14 protein-coding genes and 1 pseudogene are annotated in these 15,398 nt (G+C 35.9%); 11 read left to right on the top strand and 4 right to left on the bottom strand.

What is annotated here, in order from left to right:
* A partial coding sequence (locus KI356_RS20605; protein ID WP_369009432.1) for an RCC1 domain-containing protein occupies positions 1 to 539 on the top strand: 539 nt, incomplete at its 5' end.
* A 91-nt stretch (positions 540 to 630) separates the two neighbouring features.
* Here the strand turns inward: KI356_RS20605 and msrA are convergent.
* Positions 631 to 1,167, bottom strand: coding sequence for a peptide-methionine (S)-S-oxide reductase MsrA (msrA, locus tag KI356_RS20600; RefSeq protein ID WP_128281457.1), 537 nt, complete (start codon positions 1,165 to 1,167; stop codon positions 631 to 633).
* 90 nt (positions 1,168 to 1,257) lie between these two features.
* The gene (locus tag KI356_RS20595) at positions 1,258 to 2,016 is read right to left on the bottom strand and encodes an SDR family oxidoreductase (RefSeq protein WP_212936305.1); all 759 of its coding nucleotides are present in this window, start codon (positions 2,014 to 2,016) and stop codon (positions 1,258 to 1,260) included.
* Positions 2,017 to 2,629: 613 nt separating this feature from the next.
* Here KI356_RS20595 and ilvD point away from each other — a divergent pair.
* Positions 2,630 to 4,303, top strand: a complete 1,674-nt coding sequence (gene ilvD, locus KI356_RS20590; protein ID WP_002118243.1) for a dihydroxy-acid dehydratase — start codon at positions 2,630 to 2,632, stop codon at positions 4,301 to 4,303.
* A gap of 32 nt (positions 4,304 to 4,335) precedes the next feature.
* Positions 4,336 to 5,598 (top strand): threonine ammonia-lyase IlvA, encoded by a 1,263-nt coding sequence (gene ilvA / locus KI356_RS20585; protein ID WP_212936304.1) that lies wholly within the window; start codon positions 4,336 to 4,338, stop codon positions 5,596 to 5,598.
* A 214-nt stretch (positions 5,599 to 5,812) separates the two neighbouring features.
* On the opposite strand, the gene KI356_RS20580 is transcribed toward ilvA, so the two are convergent.
* Positions 5,813 to 6,916, bottom strand: a complete 1,104-nt coding sequence (locus KI356_RS20580; RefSeq protein WP_212936303.1) for a CapA family protein — start codon at positions 6,914 to 6,916, stop codon at positions 5,813 to 5,815.
* Between the two features lie 299 nt (positions 6,917 to 7,215).
* Between KI356_RS20580 and KI356_RS20575 the strand changes: the two genes are divergently transcribed.
* From KI356_RS20575 to KI356_RS20565, 3 genes are all read left to right on the top strand, one after another.
* Positions 7,216 to 7,935, top strand: coding sequence for a DUF554 domain-containing protein (locus KI356_RS20575; protein WP_128281711.1), 720 nt, complete (start codon positions 7,216 to 7,218; stop codon positions 7,933 to 7,935).
* 15 nt (positions 7,936 to 7,950) lie between these two features.
* A complete protein-coding gene (locus KI356_RS20570; RefSeq protein ID WP_128281453.1) occupies positions 7,951 to 8,817 on the top strand; it encodes a GNAT family N-acetyltransferase in 867 nt (288 codons plus the stop codon).
* 116 nt (positions 8,818 to 8,933) lie between these two features.
* Positions 8,934 to 10,148 (top strand): multidrug efflux MFS transporter, encoded by a 1,215-nt coding sequence (locus KI356_RS20565; protein WP_128281452.1) that lies wholly within the window; start codon positions 8,934 to 8,936, stop codon positions 10,146 to 10,148.
* 54 nt (positions 10,149 to 10,202) lie between these two features.
* Here KI356_RS20565 and KI356_RS20560 read toward each other — a convergent pair whose 3' ends face one another.
* Entirely contained in the window at positions 10,203 to 10,964 is a 762-nt protein-coding gene (locus KI356_RS20560; RefSeq protein WP_212936302.1) for a DODA-type extradiol aromatic ring-opening family dioxygenase, read from the bottom strand.
* 207 nt (positions 10,965 to 11,171) lie between these two features.
* Here KI356_RS20560 and KI356_RS20555 point away from each other — a divergent pair, with 207 nt between their 5' ends.
* The 5 genes and pseudogenes from KI356_RS20555 to KI356_RS20535 all read left to right on the top strand — a co-directional run.
* Positions 11,172 to 12,095 carry an alpha/beta fold hydrolase gene (locus tag KI356_RS20555; RefSeq protein WP_212936301.1) on the top strand — a complete coding sequence of 308 codons (924 nt, stop codon included), beginning with the start codon at positions 11,172 to 11,174 and terminating at the stop codon, positions 12,093 to 12,095.
* Between the two features lie 136 nt (positions 12,096 to 12,231).
* Positions 12,232 to 12,345, top strand: a pseudogene (locus KI356_RS20550) (GNAT family N-acetyltransferase); the annotation flags it as partial.
* 27 nt (positions 12,346 to 12,372) lie between these two features.
* Positions 12,373 to 12,732 carry a YunG family protein gene (locus KI356_RS20545; protein WP_128281449.1) on the top strand — a complete coding sequence of 120 codons (360 nt, stop codon included), beginning with the start codon at positions 12,373 to 12,375 and terminating at the stop codon, positions 12,730 to 12,732.
* Positions 12,733 to 12,785: 53 nt separating this feature from the next.
* Positions 12,786 to 14,111 (top strand): bifunctional S-methyl-5'-thioadenosine deaminase/S-adenosylhomocysteine deaminase, encoded by a 1,326-nt coding sequence (locus KI356_RS20540; RefSeq protein WP_212936300.1) that lies wholly within the window; start codon positions 12,786 to 12,788, stop codon positions 14,109 to 14,111.
* 156 nt (positions 14,112 to 14,267) lie between these two features.
* On the top strand, positions 14,268 to 15,398 hold a 1,131-nt coding region (locus KI356_RS20535), incomplete at its 3' end, for a peptide ABC transporter substrate-binding protein (protein ID WP_212936299.1).

Here is a 15,398-nt window from a genome sequence, read left to right as displayed (position 1 = left end):
GAACGGTAGTAGCAGTGGGCCGAAATAAAGAAGGAGAATGCGATGTAAACAGCTGGCGTGATATTGTTGCGGTCGCAGCGGGTGACTGGCATACAGTCGGTCTTAAATTGGACGGCAATGTGACGGCAGTAGGTAATAATCGGTATAAACAATGCAATGTAAGTGACTGGCGCGATATTGTGGCGATAGCGGCTGGTTATCTTCATACAGTTGGTCTTAAACAAAACAGCACGGTAACGGCAGTGGGTAATAATAAACATGACCAATGCGACGTAAGTGGCTGGCACGGTATTGTGGCGATAGCGGTTGGCACGAATCATACAATCGGTCTTAAATCAGACGGAACGGTTGTAGCAACGGGTTGGAATGAGTATGGCCAATGTAATGTAAGTGATTGGCGTGATATTGTAGCGATAGCAGCGGGTTGTGCTCATACAGTCGGTCTTAAATCAGACGGAACGGTTGTAGCAGTGGGTAATAATGAATATGGCCAATGTGATGTAGGTAGCTGGCGAGGTATCCGACTACCTGGTAATTAGTTTTTAACAGCAATTGTTTTTTTATTGTATGGTACTTTTTTCAAAGATAAAAACGCATCGTACTTTGAAAAGAAAGCACGATGCGTTTTTATTATTTTTTTTGCCAATTTTCTTTAATGAAATCTTCACGACCAGATTCTTTTTGCTCGGTAGCATATTTCTCTGGGTTCTTTTTATAAAAATGTTGATGGTATTCTTCAGCCTCATAAAAAGGTGCAGTCGGACGAATTTCAGTCACGATTGGATCTTTAAACATACCGCTTTCTGCAAGAGTTTGCTTCGATTTTTCTGCAAGCTCTTTTTGCGCTTCATTATGATAAAAAATAGCGGTGCGGTAAGAGGGGCCACGATCGAAAAATTGTCCATCATCATCAGTCGGATCGATTTGTGGCCAATATAAATCTAATAATTTTTGATATGGGAAAATAGAAGGATCGAATGTAATTTGAACGACTTCTAAATGTCCAGATGTTCCAGCCTTTACTTGTTCATATGTTGGGTTTTCTACATGACCACCTGCATAGCCGGAAAGCACTTTATGAATACCAGGAAGTTCATCAAATGGCTTTACCATGCACCAAAAACAACCACCTGCGAAGGTTGCGAGTTCGTATGTTTTTTCTGACATTGCTGTAATCCTCCTAAATTTATATGTTTTATATAGTATTATATAAATTGTTTTATTGCGCAATAAAAAAGATTTGAAAATATATGTTTTTTATAAACAAGATCCTCCGCTCACATCAATCAATTGGCCAGTAACCCAGCGACTATCAGGGGAAGAGAGAAATGCAGCAGTATCGGCAATGTCTTCTACTTCACCTAATCGATTGAAAGCTGAAATGTTAGTAGCATACTGTTTCATCATTGGATCGCTTAAGAGTTCTGCGTTCATATCTGTTTTGATAAAGCCTGGAAGAATTGCATTCACCGTAATACCACGTGTGCCAAGCTGTTTTGCTAACGTAAAAGTCATTGTATTAATAGCGCCTTTCGTCATACTATATGCAACGAACTCAGGTAAAGAAATGCGGGTGGCAGCTGATGAAATATTAATAATGCGGCTATTGTCACGTAAACGTGGTAGTGCTTGCTGGATGATGAAGAATGGTGCTTTTGCATTTACTGAAACGATTCTATCAAAAAATTGTTCAGTTGTTTCTTCAATAAAAGCACCAGGTCCAATTCCAGCGTTGTTTATTAAAATATCAAATTCCGTTCCACCAGTTCGCTTTTGCAATTCAGTATCTAAAGAATCATATAGGTTTTCTACACCGTGTAAAGATTCAAGATTTGCACCGATAGAAAAAGCTGATCCGCCATTTGATTGAATTTCATGAACAGTTTCTTCAGCATCTTCTTTTCTGTTACCATAATGAACAGCAACTAATGCACCGTCGTTTGCTAAACGTTTTGCGATAGCACGTCCAATTCCTCGGCTTGCTCCAGTAACTAATGCTATTTTACCTTTTAACATATTTCCCTCATCTCCTCATAATTTTTTTATATGTTTTAAATTGGTTTTCTTTATGTAGAAAAGCAAACATACTTAAGTAATATATGAGTACGTGTAAGAAGTTCATTCCAATTTTGTTTTGAGAAAAAACAAATAACTGTTTAGTATGTGAATGGAGATTAAAAAAATAAATTCCCAAAAAATATATTGACAATGAAAAGAACAAAGTCCTATAATACGTTTAATAAATAAAAGTTAATTAAGAATATTCCGACTTTATATTTTGTATATGCAAAGAAGAGGAAAGTAGATGATTATGATCGTTTCAGAGAGCTGCTCCAAGGCTGTGAGAGTAGTAACTATCGAATCATTGAAGATCACCTCGGAGCATCGCTTGCGAAAGGGAAACTGAGTAGAGGGCGGCGGCATCGTCTCCGGTAAAAGGACGGAGGTCTGGTTGGACCTACAGAGCTTATATTTCGTGAGAAGTGTAAGGAAGCTGAGTGGTAACGCGAAACTCTCGCCTCAGCAATCAAAGCTACTATTAAGTAGTAGTTGATTGCTGAGGTGAGAGTTTTTATTTTAAAAAATATATTATGTAAGAGAAAAAATGTGTAAGAAGGGATTTGACAAGATGAGAAGTGACATGATTAAAAAAGGTTTTGATAAAGCTCCGCATCGTAGTTTATTAAAAGCAACTGGTTTAAAAGATGAAGATTTTGATAAGCCGTTCATAGCAATTTGTAATTCTTTTATTGAAATTATTCCAGGTCATAAGCACTTAAATGAGTTTGGGAAACTTGTTAAAGAAGCAGTGCGTGCAGCAGGCATGGTTCCATTTGAATTCAATACAATCGGAGTAGATGATGGAATTGCGATGGGCCATATTGGTATGCGGTATTCGCTTCCGAGTCGTGAGATTATTGCAGATTCAGTAGAAACAGTTGTAAATGCACATTGGTTTGATGGAATGATTTGTATTCCAAACTGCGACAAAATTACGCCAGGTATGATGATGGCTGCACTTCGTGTAAACATTCCAACTGTTTTTGTTTCAGGTGGACCGATGGCAGCAGGGAAAACATCTAAAGGGGAAGTTGTCGATTTAAGTTCTGTTTTTGAAGGGGTAGGAGCCTACCAATCTGGGAAAATTTCAGAAGAAGAATTAAAGGATATTGAAGATCATGGCTGTCCATCTTGTGGTTCTTGTTCTGGTATGTTTACAGCGAACTCTATGAACTGTTTATGTGAAGTGTTAGGTTTAGCACTGCCTGGTAACGGGAGTATTTTAGCAATTGATCCAAGACGTGAGGAGTTAATTAAACAAGCAGCAGAAAAATTAAAAATTTTAATTGAAAGAGATATTAAACCACGCGACATTGTAACAGAAGAAGCAATTGATGATGCGTTTGCACTTGATATGGCGATGGGTGGATCAACGAATACAGTATTACACACGTTAGCACTCGCACAAGAGGCGGGATTAGATTACGATATGAACCGCATTGATGCAGTTTCAAGGCGTGTACCGCATTTATGTAAAGTAAGTCCAGCTTCTAATTGGCATATGGAAGATATCGATCGAGCAGGTGGGATTAGTGCAATTTTGAAAGAGATGAGCCGAAAAGAAGGGGTACTTCACCTTGATCGTATAACTGCTACTGGGCAAACGTTACGAGAAAATATCGCTCATGCAGAGATTCAAGATAAGGAAGTGATTCATTCTCTCGAAAATCCTCATAGTGAAGAAGGGGGATTACGTATATTAAAAGGAAACCTTGCGAAAGACGGGGCGGTTATTAAAAGCGGAGCAACAGAAGTAAAACGATTTGAAGGACCATGCGTTATTTTTAATTCACAAGATGAGGCGCTTGCCGGCATTATGCTTGGGAAAGTTAAGAAAGGGGATGTAGTTGTTATTCGCTATGAAGGACCAAGAGGCGGACCTGGTATGCCGGAAATGTTAGCACCAACATCAGCAATTGCTGGTATGGGATTAGGAGCAGATGTTGCACTTTTAACTGATGGTCGTTTCTCTGGTGCTTCACGTGGTATTTCAGTAGGGCACATTTCACCAGAAGCAGCTGCTGGCGGAACGATTGCACTTCTTGAACAAGGAGATATTGTATGTATTGATGTTGAGGAACGCTTGTTAGAAGTGAGAGTTAGCGATGAGGAATTAGAGAAGCGTAAAAAAGAATGGAAACGACCAGAACCAAAAGTAAAAACTGGGTGGCTTGGACGTTATGCACAAATGGTAACATCGGCGAATACGGGTGCAGTTCTGAAAATCCCGAATTTTGATTGAGCCAATATAAAAAGAGATAAGGATGATATGAAATGGTGCAAAATGTAAAGGAGAGAGTAAAAATTGAAGATATCTTAATGGCCCATAATTGCATGAAAGATATCGTTATTAAAACACCGTTACAACGAGATTCAGTTTTATCTGAGAAATATGAATGTGACGTATATGTTAAGCGAGAAGATTTACAAGTTATTCGTTCTTTCAAAATTCGTGGTGCGTATAATTTAATTCAAAGTTTACCGAAAGAAAAGTTACAAAATGGTGTTGTTTGTGCAAGTGCTGGTAATCATGCACAAGGAGTTGCTTATACGTGTAATTTATTGAAGATTCCGTCAAGAATTTTCATGCCGACAACGACACCTAAGCAAAAAGTATCACAAGTTGAATTTTTCGGTGGTGATTTCGCAGAAATTGTATTAGTTGGTGATACATTTGATAGTTCTTTCCAAGAGGCGCAGCGCTATTGTGTGGAAAATAGGATGACATTTGTACATCCGTTTGATGATCCGTATGTCGTTGCTGGTCAAGGAACAGTCGCTGTTGAAATTATGCATGATATGGAGAAACCAGTTGATTATATATTTACAGCAATTGGCGGTGGTGGATTAGCATCTGGTATTGGTACATATGTAAAGGGGGTTAGTCCTACTACAAAGGTAATCGGTGTAGAACCGATGGGAGCTGCATCTATGAAAGAAGCTTTTTTACAAAATAAAAATGTCGCATTAGATAAGATTGATAGTTTTGTTGATGGTGCAGCCGTTAAAAAGGTAGGGAAGTTAACATTTGAAACATGTAAAGATGTAATTGATGACATTGTTTTAGTACCGGAGGGAAAGGTTTGTACAACGATTTTAGAACTGTATAAGAAAAATGCGATTGTAGCAGAGCCGGCTGGTGCGCTTTCTATTGCAGCACTTGATCTATACAGAGATGAAATAAAGGGAAAAACAGTTGTATGTACGTTAAGTGGTGGGAATAATGATATTGATAGAATGCAAGAAATGAAAGAACGATCCCTTATTCATGAAGGATTAAAGCACTATTTCATCATTGAATTTCCGCAACGTTCAGGAGCACTACGAGAGTTTCTGGATAAAGGATTAGGACCGGAAGATGATATTACTCGATTTGAGTATATTAAGAAACATAATAAAGAAAATGGTCCAGCTTTAGTGGGGATAGAATTAAAACATAGGAAAGACTATGAAGCTTTAATTATTCGTTTTCAAGAAAATAACATTCAATTTGTGGAGCTTAATAAAAATCCTGTGCTGTTTGATTTACTTATTTAATAAAAAAAAAGAGTTAACATACAATTCTACTTGAAATAAGAAAGATAGATACAAGCGGAGGGAAATCCTGCTTGTTCTATCTTTTTTATTCTTTAAAAGTTAAACGAAATACGCTCTATATTTAAGAAGGATAAAGCTAGTTAACCAAAAAGTATTGCAATACGAATGATTACGTACATTGTAAATTCAAAGGGAGTAAGTTTTCTCTCTCTGTTTAATTGCGTTTGTTAATTATTTTCCCAGTATCATCAATTTCTACATCAGTTGAAACCGTTTGTAAATATTGTAGTGCTTTTTTCTTTTCTTCTTCATTTACAGGAGAAACTTGGTTGTTGCGAATAATGTAAGGATTGAATGACATTTGGACATCCTTCCCTTTAAATGTTAAGGTCAATACGCCTGTTTCGGCACTCTTTCCATTTACATAATTCGGGAATAAAAAGTTTCCTAACGAGTATGCGATGGGAACTTTATTGTAATACTCAAACCCTTGTAACCAATGTGGGTGACTTCCAACGATTGCATCAGCACCCGCTTCTACCATTTTCGGAACATATTGTTTCTGGTATTCTATTGGGCGATTAGATTTTTCGACGCCCCAATGCATATAGACGATTACATAATCAGCATCTTTCTTTTGTTCTTGAATCGTTTTTGTTACAAGATCTAGATCATATCCGTTTGCAACGCCAGGTTTATTGTCACCAGCTACCCAATTAAAGTTAGGCATAAAGCGTACAAAGGAAAGAAATTTAAACTTTTTTCCTTTTACAGTTAGTTCACGAGCGGTATAGGCATCTTCAGCGTTTTTTCCGGCTCCAGTGTAAGGTAGTTTTAATTTTTCGACGTGAGAAATAGTGTCTAGTAGTCCATCTTGTCCATAATCAAGCGTATGGTTATTGCCAATGTTCACGATGTCATATCCGGTGTTTTTAATGGCTTGTAGTGTGGATGGATCACTTTTAATCCAAAATTGTTGCCCAGGTACTTTTTTTTCTCTCGTTGTAAATGCTGACTCTAAATTAACAAAAGAAATATCAGCTTTCGTTATTTCTTCTTTTACATGTTGGAATGGATAATCAGCTCCGTTTTTTTCAATTACGGGACGTAATTGCCAATCAAACATTGTATCACCAGAGAAGGTGAGTGTAATTTCAGGGTCTTCGGTATTCTTTTCGGTCGTTGAATTTGCTTTACTTGATGTATTTTGTGTATCTGGTTTATCTTTTGCTTTTGAAATATAAGTGTAATTGATTAATAGAACAATTGGTGTAATGAAAAAGGCTATTAAAAAAAGTCGTTTTAATAAAGTTTTCATAGTTACCGTCCCTTTTTGTTTTATCCCGCTTTGTTTAATTCATAATCAGTAGGGATGAAAAAACTCCCATTGATTAAGGTTTCGTTTTATCCCGTTATCGTTAATTTTCATAATGAAGTTAACGATGATTGTAGTAAAGGGAAGTTATAGCTAGTTTCATAGATGTTAAAAAAAGCGGGTTTTTAATAGTGGAAATCATTTGTTAATATTCATAATATTAAGTTAACATATAGATAACCTTTAAATCAATGTGTAATCCAGAATGTAGTAATAAAGAATTCAGAGGATGGAGAATGAAAATGGTTATATTAGGAGCAGTTGTAAATGGGATTTGTATTATATTTGGTACTTTACTTGGTAAATTATTTAGTACGATTCCAGAAAGTATGAAAGGGACGATAATGCACGCAATCGGTTTAGCGGTTACTGTGCTTGGACTTCAAATGGCATTGAAAAGTGAAAATTTTCTTGTTGTGATACTAAGTTTAGTGATTGGTACGGTAATCGGAGAATGGCTACAATTAGAAGAAAAGTTAAAACTTTTAGGGGATTGGCTAGAAAATAAAGTTGGGTCGAAAGGGAAAGGAAGCATATCAGAAGGTTTTGTAACAGCTACTTTAATTTTTGCAATTGGCGCAATGGGGATACTTGGTGCATTGGATAGTGGGATTCGAGGAAATCATGATATTTTATTTACAAAGTCGATTATTGATGGATTCATTTCTATTATATTAACGACAACACTAGGAATTGGAGTAGTATTTTCAGCGATTCCAGTTATTTTATATGAAGGTGCCATTGCAATTTTTGCAACACAAATTAATAGTTTTGTTCCAAAAGAATTAATGAATCAATTTATAGTGGAAATGACGGCTACGGGCGGTATTATGATATTCGCAATCGGATTAAACTTACTTGGATTTATTAAAATTAAAGTGGCGAATTTACTTCCAGGTATATTGGTGGTTGGAATAATTGTTTCAATTATTTATGGTTACGGTTTGATATTTAATTTTTAGGGGGAATGGATATAGATGGAGGAGTTCCAATTTACAAAACGTGCATATAAAATATTAGAGATTGCAGCAGGAGAGGCCGAGTGTAATAAAGGAATTATTCATCCAGTTCATCTATTTATAGGAGCTTGTAAGGAAGGTACTGGAGTTTGTGCGGAGTTACATATGTATTTATTTCACATGGTGGGTATGGATTTTTTAGCAAAAATATCGTTACTACAACAATATTATGCAAATGAAATAGAATACATAAATGTTGGGGAGTTTAAAGTTTCAAATAAGACGATAGAAGTTTTAAAAATAGCGAAGAAACGGATGGAACGTTTTCAGCAAATATTAATAAATGAAGGACATGTTTTATATGCGATTTTTCAAGGGGATACAGTTATTGAAAAGGTTTTAAGTAAAAATGTGCAAAAAGATGTATTGCAAATTACATCTGAGCCAAGAGACTTAACCGTTGCTTTAAAAAGATTTAATCCTATTTATAATAATTTAAGCTGTAATATTAGAAGAGTGATTTTTTCTGATTTTGAAAAGTTAGCACGTTTTGTTAAGGATGAATTTGGTGAGCGTTGGTTAAAATCTTTAGATTATGGATTTCGGACATATAAAGAAGAGTTTCCTATTTTTATTGCTGAGGAAGGAGGAGAAATTATTGGTTTCGCTTGTTACGATGTTGTGAGAGGAAAGAAAGGACTGTTTGGCCCGATGGGTACAGCGAAACATAATCGTGTGAACGGTGTTGGGAAGACGTTATTGAATCATTGTTTATATAATATGAAGAAAAGTGGATATGAGTATGCAATTATAGGACAAGCAGGTCCGATTGAGTTTTACGAGCGATGCTGCAATGCACGTTTAATACCTATAGGAGATAATTAACTCTATCCCTTTGCTAAGAATGCAAGGGGATAGAGCTTTATTATGTATAAAGCAAATTACTAAACTTTTTACAAAAAAAGGTGTAGAATGGGTATCGAATGAAAGAAGGTGTGAAAATGGCCAGCTGGAAACGGAATTTAATGATTTGTTGGCTAGGTTGTTTTACCACTGCAGCAGGTATGAGTTTAGTAATTCCCTTTTTATCTTTTTATATTGAGGAATTAGGTGTGACTGGCACTTCTAGTATTGCACAGTGGTCGGGACTTGCATTTGGTGTAACATTTTTAATGGGTGCGATCGTATCACCGATATGGGGAAAACTCGGTGATATACATGGACGGAAATTGATGCTTATACGTGCTAGCCTTGGTATGGCGATAATTATGACGCTTATGGGGTTTGTGACGGACGTATATCAACTAGTCGCACTTCGGTTTTTAATGGGAGCGGTATCAGGTTTCCTTTCTACAGCGATGACATTTATTGCTGCAGAAACTCCGCAAGAACATTCAGGTTGGGCAATTTCTACAATCTCAACTGGAGGCGTGAGCGGTTCATTACTTGGGCCGATACTCGGAGGTTATTTGTCAGAGTTAATCGGAATGCGCCATGTTTTTCTAGTTACAGGAGCTTTCTTATTCCTTTCCTTTCTTATCGTTTTTTTCTTCTTACATGAGGAGAATCATTCTGCTAAAGCAAGAAAGGCACAGCCGAAAAAAGTATGGACGATGGTCCCAGCAAAACATTTAATAATAAGTTTATTTGTAGCAACGTTTATTATTCAGCTTGCAAATATGTCAATTCAACCTATTATTACGTTGTACGTAAAGCATTTGGCAGGACCAGGAACAGATCATATTCAAATGATTGCAGGTGCAGTCATGTCTGCGACAGGATTAGCAGTCATTTTAGCAGCCCCTAAGCTAGGAAGATTATCAGATCATATTGGACCTCAAAAAACGTTAGTTGTAGCGTTGTTTGCTGCAGGAATTATTTTTATCCCGCAAGCATTTGTAACCTCAGCTTGGCAACTATTAATTCTTCGCTTTTTATTAGGTATTGCACAAGCAGGACTATTACCTTCCGTACAAACTCTACTAAAACAACATACACCAACCCATGTAACGGGACGAATATTTGGATATAATCAATCGTTTCAATTTTTAGGAAATATGATTGGGCCAGTACTTGGTGGACAAATTGCAGCTCATGCGGGATTCCAATATGTTTTCTTCTCTACATCGTCATTATTATTTATTGCATGTATTTGGGTTTATTTTCATAGTAAGAATGCAGAGATATCAGAGAAACAACATTTGGAAGTTAGTTAATTAGGTGAATGAACAGTAAAAAGGATGAAGCAATATTTGCTTCATCCTTTTTCATTAAAATTGAAGGCAAAGATAACTTAATGTACCAAGCTCGTAGCTACGGTGAATGACTTCACCTTTATTCTCACCACTTCCCATGGCGATAAATAAAGGAACAAAATGCTCTGCTCGTGGTACTGCTAATTGCGCATGAGGCGCATTTTTCTCCCAATTAAACAATGCATCTTTATCATTGGTCTGCATATGTTTAATAATCCAATCATCAAATTCAATTGCCCATTTTTCAGGTGTGGTTTGATTCCATTTCAATACCCGTAAATTATGAACAGTAACTCCGCTACCGATTACTAAAATATCTTCTTGTCCAAGTCCTTTTAGTGCCTCTCCAATTTCAAATTGTTCTTTTGCAGGAAGGAATGGATTTACTGATATTTGTATGACAGGAATATTTGCTTCTGGGTACATACGGTGCAGGAGTGTCCATGAACCATGATCTAACCCTCTCGTCATATTATGATGGACTGGAATACCTTTGTTTTTAAGTTTTGTTTCTAGCATAGACGCAATGCTAGAAGAGCCTTTCGCACGATATTTGATTTCGTATAACTCAGGAGGAAAACCTCCAAAGTCATAAATTGTTTCATATTCTTCATCTGAAGAGGAAATCGTTAATACTTCACTTTCCCAGTGAGCGGTAAAAATAACAATTGCTTTCGGTTTATATGTTTCTCCAAGTGTCTTTAAAAAGCGTGTATAGTCTGTATCTTGAATAGCAAGCATAGGTGATCCGTGTGCTAAAAATAGTGATGGCATCATAATTGAAACCTCCTAAAAATATAATAGTTACTTTATGTAAGTAACTATATAATTTTTATTAGAGTTCGTCAAGAGAGTATTTTTAAAGCGAGTCTGAAAAATAGATTATTTGTTATAATGAAAGCAATTACATATAATATGTAATAAGAATAATGAATGTATATTCATTTTTAAAATAGATACATAATAGATTTGGGGGCTGACGAAATGAACGTACAGGAAAGTTTCGTTACGGCATTTGATGAATCGGAAATTTATTTGCGCAAGTGGTTACCAGAAGAAAATCCGCGAGGGATTATTCAAATTGCACATGGTATGACAGAACATGCGGGTGTTTATACAGAATTTATTGATGCTTTATTAGATGCAGGGTATGGTGTTTATGCTCATGATCATAAAGGGCATGGAAAAACAGTAAAAAGAGAAGAAGACTATGGTCATTTTGAACCGAATGTAGGGTGGAATCAGGTTGTATCTGATGTGATCTTTGTTTCGGAAATGATAAAAGAAGAGCAGTCATGTCCATTGTTTTTACTAGGACATAGTATGGGCTCTTTTTTATCAAGACGCGCTGTACAACTAAAAGGTGAACTATATGATGGATTTCTTATTTCAGGAACTGGTGGAAATCCAGGACTTTTAGGAAGTATTGGTCATAAAGTAGCGACAATCGAAATGAAACTACGCGGAGCAAAAACGAAAAGCCCGATGCTAAATTTCTTATCTTTCGGAAACTTTAACTCAAACTTTAAGCCAAATCGTACGAAATTTGATTGGCTATCTTCAGATATTAATCAAGTTGATAAATATATTGCCGATCCGTTATGTGGATTCATTTGTACGACGAGTTTTTATCGAGAATTATTTCATGGAGTGTTAGAAGTAAATAAATTAGAAGAATACAAAAAGACACCAAACAATCTTCCAATACATATATTCTCTGGTGATCGAGACCCTGTTGGGGATATGGGGAAAGGTGTAAAAGAAGTATACGAAAACTACAAAAAATGTGGTGTGAAAGATGTAACACTGCGTTTATATGAAAATGGTAGACATGAAATGTTCCATGAAGTGAATAGGGATGAAGTATTTAAAGATATAATTTTATGGCTAAATGAGCATAGCAAATAAGTATAGAATGTAAGTTTTGAAGTCCAAACTGTATGTGGTTTGGACTTTTTAATTATATAACAATTTTTTTAGAGTATATATTACGGTAGGTAATAATGGAATATGTGTTGAAATTTAGTGATATAAACGACAGTATAGTGAGGAGAATGCAAAAGGTTATTACTTGAAAATGGGAGCGAAGTTACTCGGAGAGACGCCATCAACGGTTTTTAAAAATCGACGTTTACCTCTTTTGCAATATGATATGTAAAATTATTAATAGCAGGGGAAGCTGAGAATGGATAATGTGAAGAAAAAACAAATATATGAAGCATTAATAAGATCTTGGTCAATAGAAACGAGCTCTAAGTGGACGAGCGAAAATCCGGCAAAGGGACAATGTGGCGTAACGGCGCTTATTGTTCAAGAATTATGTGGAGGAAAGATTAAAAAGACGAAAGTAGGAGAAGCGTGGCACTTTTATAATCGTATAGATGAACTGAGGTATGATTTTACAAAGACACAATTTGATGAAGAATTGAATTATATGGACATGAAGTCAAGCCGTGAAGAAGCATTTGCAGATACGAATGAAAAACAATATGACATTTTGAAGGAAAAGATAGTTAAAGAATTAAAATTATCTTTTGACTCTTAATCTCCGATAAGTTACTATAATGGTGGTAACTAATTAAAGGGAACTTCATAGAGTTGAAAGGGGAAATACTTTTGAAAACAGCTTATGTAAGCGCTACTATTGTAACGATGAATGAACAAAAAGAAGTAATAGAAAATGGATATATCATTGTAGAAAATGATCAAATTATAGATGTGAATAGCGGAGAATTAGCTAACGATTATGAAGTGGACGAAGTAATCGACATGAAAGGAAAGTGGGTTTTACCAGGGCTTGTAAATACACATACACACGTTGTTATGAGTCTTTTAAGAGGTATTGGCGATGATATGTTATTACAGCCATGGCTTGAGACGAGAATTTGGCCACTTGAAAGCCAATTTACTCCAGAACTTGCGGTTGCTAGTACGGAATTAGGATTACTTGAAATGGTGAAAAGTGGTACGACAACATTCTCTGATATGTTTAACCCAATTGGAGTAGACCAAGATGCAATTATGGAAACGGTGTCAAGAAGCGGAATGCGAGCTGCTGTTTCAAGAACTTTATTTAGCTTCGGAACGAAAGAAGATGAAAAGAAAGCGATAGAAGAAGCTGAGAAATATGTGAAGCGTTACTATAAAGAAAGTGGCATGTTAACTACGATGGTTGCTCCGCATAGCCCGTATACATGTTCTACAGAAATGCTAGAAGAGTGTGCACGTATTGCGGTAGAAAATCAAACTATGGTTCATATCCACCTTTCTGAAACAGAACGTGAAGTACGTGATATTGAATCACAGTATGGAAAACGTCCAGTAGAATATGCTGCAAGTTGCGGATTGTTTCAACGACCAACAGTCATTGCTCATGGTGTAGTATTAAATGAAAATGAGCGTGCTTTCTTAGCAGAACATGATGTTCGAGTAGCTCATAATCCGAATAGTAATTTAAAATTAGGTTCTGGTATAGCGAATGTAAAAGCGATGCTAGAAGCAGGAATGAAAGTAGGGATTGCAACAGATAGTGTTGCATCTAACAATAATTTAGATATGTTTGAAGAAATGCGGATCGCAACATTATTACAAAAAGGTATTCATCAAGATGCAACAGCACTACCAGTTGAAACAGCTCTTACTCTTGCGACAAAAGGAGCTGCGGAAGTAATTGGCATGAAACAAACGGGATCGCTTGAGGTTGGAAAGTGTGCTGATTTTATTACGATTGATCCGTCTAATAAACCACATTTACAACCAGCAGATGAAGTGTTATCACATCTTGTGTATGCAGCTAGTGGAAAAGATGTAAGTGATGTAATTATTAACGGAAAACGTGTCGTTTGGAACGGTGAATGTAAAACATTAGATGAAGAGCGTATTATATTTGAAGCAAGTCGTTATAAACGAGGTTTACAAAGATAAGTATTCACATGTCAGTTGAAAAAGCTATCCTTTTTTAAAAAGGATAGCTTTTTTCTTGAACGAATAAATATTCAATAGAATGTCGCATCTTTCTATCCACATTTCTGCTATAATATATAACGTTTTATAATACTTTATTTTTAAGGAGAACAATTCATGAAACGAAAAAAGAGCCATTTAATGGTAATGGCACTTGTTACATCTTTATTTTTAACTGCTTGTAATAATAAAGCGAATAAAAGTGATACAGAGGCTAAAAAACAAGTGTTAAATGTAACAGTATCAGAAGAAATTCCTTCTCTTGATACTGCGAAAACGATGGATGGTACATCAGCACACGTTATGCAAAATATATTTGAAGGATTGTATGTGCTAGATGATCAAGATCATCCTATTCCAGCAGTAGCAAAATCGTTTAAAAGAAGTGAAGATGGTAAAAAATATACATTTGATTTGCGTAAAGATGCAAAATGGTCAAATGGAGACAGTGTAACAGCAAATGATTTTATGTTTGCGTGGAAACGTGCAGTTAATCCGCAAACGGCATCACAATATGCATACATGCTCTTTTATGTAAAAAATGCGAAAGAAATAAATAAGGGAACAATGCCACTTGATGAACTTGGGGTTAAAGTCATAAATGATTATAAGTTAGAAGTTGAACTAGAACAGCCAATTCCGTATTTTTTACAGTTGTTAGCGCTACCTATATACTTACCACAGCATGAATCATTTTTGAAAGAACAAGGAAAGAATTATGGATTGGAACCTAGTAATCTCATATATAATGGCCCATTTGTATTAGAAGAATGGAAGCATGAACAAGAATTTCAATTAAAGAAGAATGCTACATATTGGGATCAAAAGAAAGTGAAATTAGACGAAATAAACTTTCATATCGTAAAAGATACAATGACGGCTGTAAATTTATATGAAGCTGGTGATTTGGATCGAGTGCCTATTAACTCTCAATTTGTAGATAAGTATAAAGGGAATAAGGAATTACATATGTCGAGTGATCCAGGAATTGCTATGCTACGTTTTAACGAAAAAAATAACGCGTTAGCAAATAAGAAAGTACGTCAGTCTATCTCGTTAGCATTAAATAAAGATGATTTCGTTGCGCACTTTATTAATAACGGAGCAAAACCTGCAAGTGGACTTGTACCAGTTGGTCATATAAATGAAGAGACTGGAAAAGATTTTAGAAAAGAAAATGGAAACATTTCTCCATATGATCTGCAAAATGCGAAAAAGATTTGGGAAGAAGCGAAAAAAGAACTTGGA

The sequence above is a fragment of the Bacillus hominis genome (assembly GCF_018332515.1).
Lineage (GTDB): Bacteria > Bacillota > Bacilli > Bacillales > Bacillaceae_G > Bacillus_A > Bacillus_A hominis.
The sequence above is the reverse complement of the archived record's forward strand: the minus strand, read 5'-3'. Positions and strand labels throughout refer to the sequence as shown.

What these genes read in the sequence shown, in the direction of transcription:
- KI356_RS20580 (WP_212936303.1), bottom strand. Translation starts at nt 6,916, where the DNA reads ATGAAAACTTTATTAAAACGACTTTTTTTAATAGCCTTTTTCATTACA.
- KI356_RS20570 (WP_128281453.1), top strand. Translation starts at nt 7,951, where the DNA reads ATGGAGGAGTTCCAATTTACAAAACGTGCATATAAAATATTAGAGATT.
- KI356_RS20595 (WP_212936305.1), bottom strand. Translation starts at nt 2,016, where the DNA reads ATGTTAAAAGGTAAAATAGCATTAGTTACTGGAGCAAGCCGAGGAATT.
- KI356_RS20555 (WP_212936301.1), top strand. Translation starts at nt 11,172, where the DNA reads ATGAACGTACAGGAAAGTTTCGTTACGGCATTTGATGAATCGGAAATT.
- ilvA (WP_212936304.1), top strand. Translation starts at nt 4,336, where the DNA reads ATGGTGCAAAATGTAAAGGAGAGAGTAAAAATTGAAGATATCTTAATG.
- KI356_RS20560 (WP_212936302.1), bottom strand. Translation starts at nt 10,964, where the DNA reads ATGATGCCATCACTATTTTTAGCACACGGATCACCTATGCTTGCTATT.
- KI356_RS20575 (WP_128281711.1), top strand. Translation starts at nt 7,216, where the DNA reads ATGGTTATATTAGGAGCAGTTGTAAATGGGATTTGTATTATATTTGGT.
- KI356_RS20545 (WP_128281449.1), top strand. Translation starts at nt 12,373, where the DNA reads ATGGATAATGTGAAGAAAAAACAAATATATGAAGCATTAATAAGATCT.
- KI356_RS20565 (WP_128281452.1), top strand. Translation starts at nt 8,934, where the DNA reads ATGGCCAGCTGGAAACGGAATTTAATGATTTGTTGGCTAGGTTGTTTT.
- msrA (WP_128281457.1), bottom strand. Translation starts at nt 1,167, where the DNA reads ATGTCAGAAAAAACATACGAACTCGCAACCTTCGCAGGTGGTTGTTTT.
- ilvD (WP_002118243.1), top strand. Translation starts at nt 2,630, where the DNA reads ATGAGAAGTGACATGATTAAAAAAGGTTTTGATAAAGCTCCGCATCGT.